The sequence below is a fragment of the Herbiconiux daphne genome, from assembly GCF_024979295.1.
GTDB classification, from domain to species: domain Bacteria; phylum Actinomycetota; class Actinomycetes; order Actinomycetales; family Microbacteriaceae; genus Herbiconiux; species Herbiconiux daphnes.
The window spans coordinates 1-697 of sequence record NZ_JANLCJ010000401.1; the positions used below are offsets into that span (position 1 = coordinate 1).

General features: G+C 49.2%; 1 protein-coding gene. It reads right to left on the minus strand.

The annotated features are described in order from the left end of the window. Positions 1–697 (minus strand): hypothetical protein (locus N1032_RS25485; protein ID WP_259543388.1); only part of this gene is annotated, 697 nt, incomplete at both ends.

Sequence of the window (697 nt, forward strand, 5' to 3'; positions counted from 1 at the left end):
GCCTACGGACTTATCACGGTTCTTCAGGTCAATCTGGATTAACTGCTTAGCCAATGCCTGAGCCTTCTGGCTTACCAACTGACCCGGATGAGTATTCGACAGCAAACCAGACGCATAGTTATATGCGTGGGATGCGTAACGAGCAGCAGTCTCGAAGTGAGACTTACCAGTCATGTCGGTATCCATCACGGTATCAGTAAAGCCCATCAGCTTACTGGTTTCTTCATGACCCAAGGTCATAGCCACGAACTGAGACAGGTAACGGTTAGTACCCGTACCAGAAGTCTCCAGAGTAAACAGGTGATCCCACTTAGCCTGAGCAAGGTCTTTCTGCGCTTGAGTCGCAGTTGCCCATGAACCGTTATGGAAGTCCTCTGGTTTGATCTGCTTACGTGCAGCTTCCCATGACTTACGGATTTCACGGTTAACAGCAGAACCGAAGCCAGAGTTCAGAGAGGCAGCAACAGCAGTCTCAATGGACTCGATAGCAAAGGCTTCTTGGTCTGTCATCTGGAAGCCAGCAGCTAATGCCTTAGTCATGAATGGAGCCTTGCCATCAACGATAGCCTGCGACCATACCTGACCCGGAGTGTAGCCACTATTATTACCAGAGGTAAGGTGATTACCACCGATCACACTGAACAGAGTATCGGATACATCATCAATGATTCCACCCAGTGATTGAGTGAACTCAGGA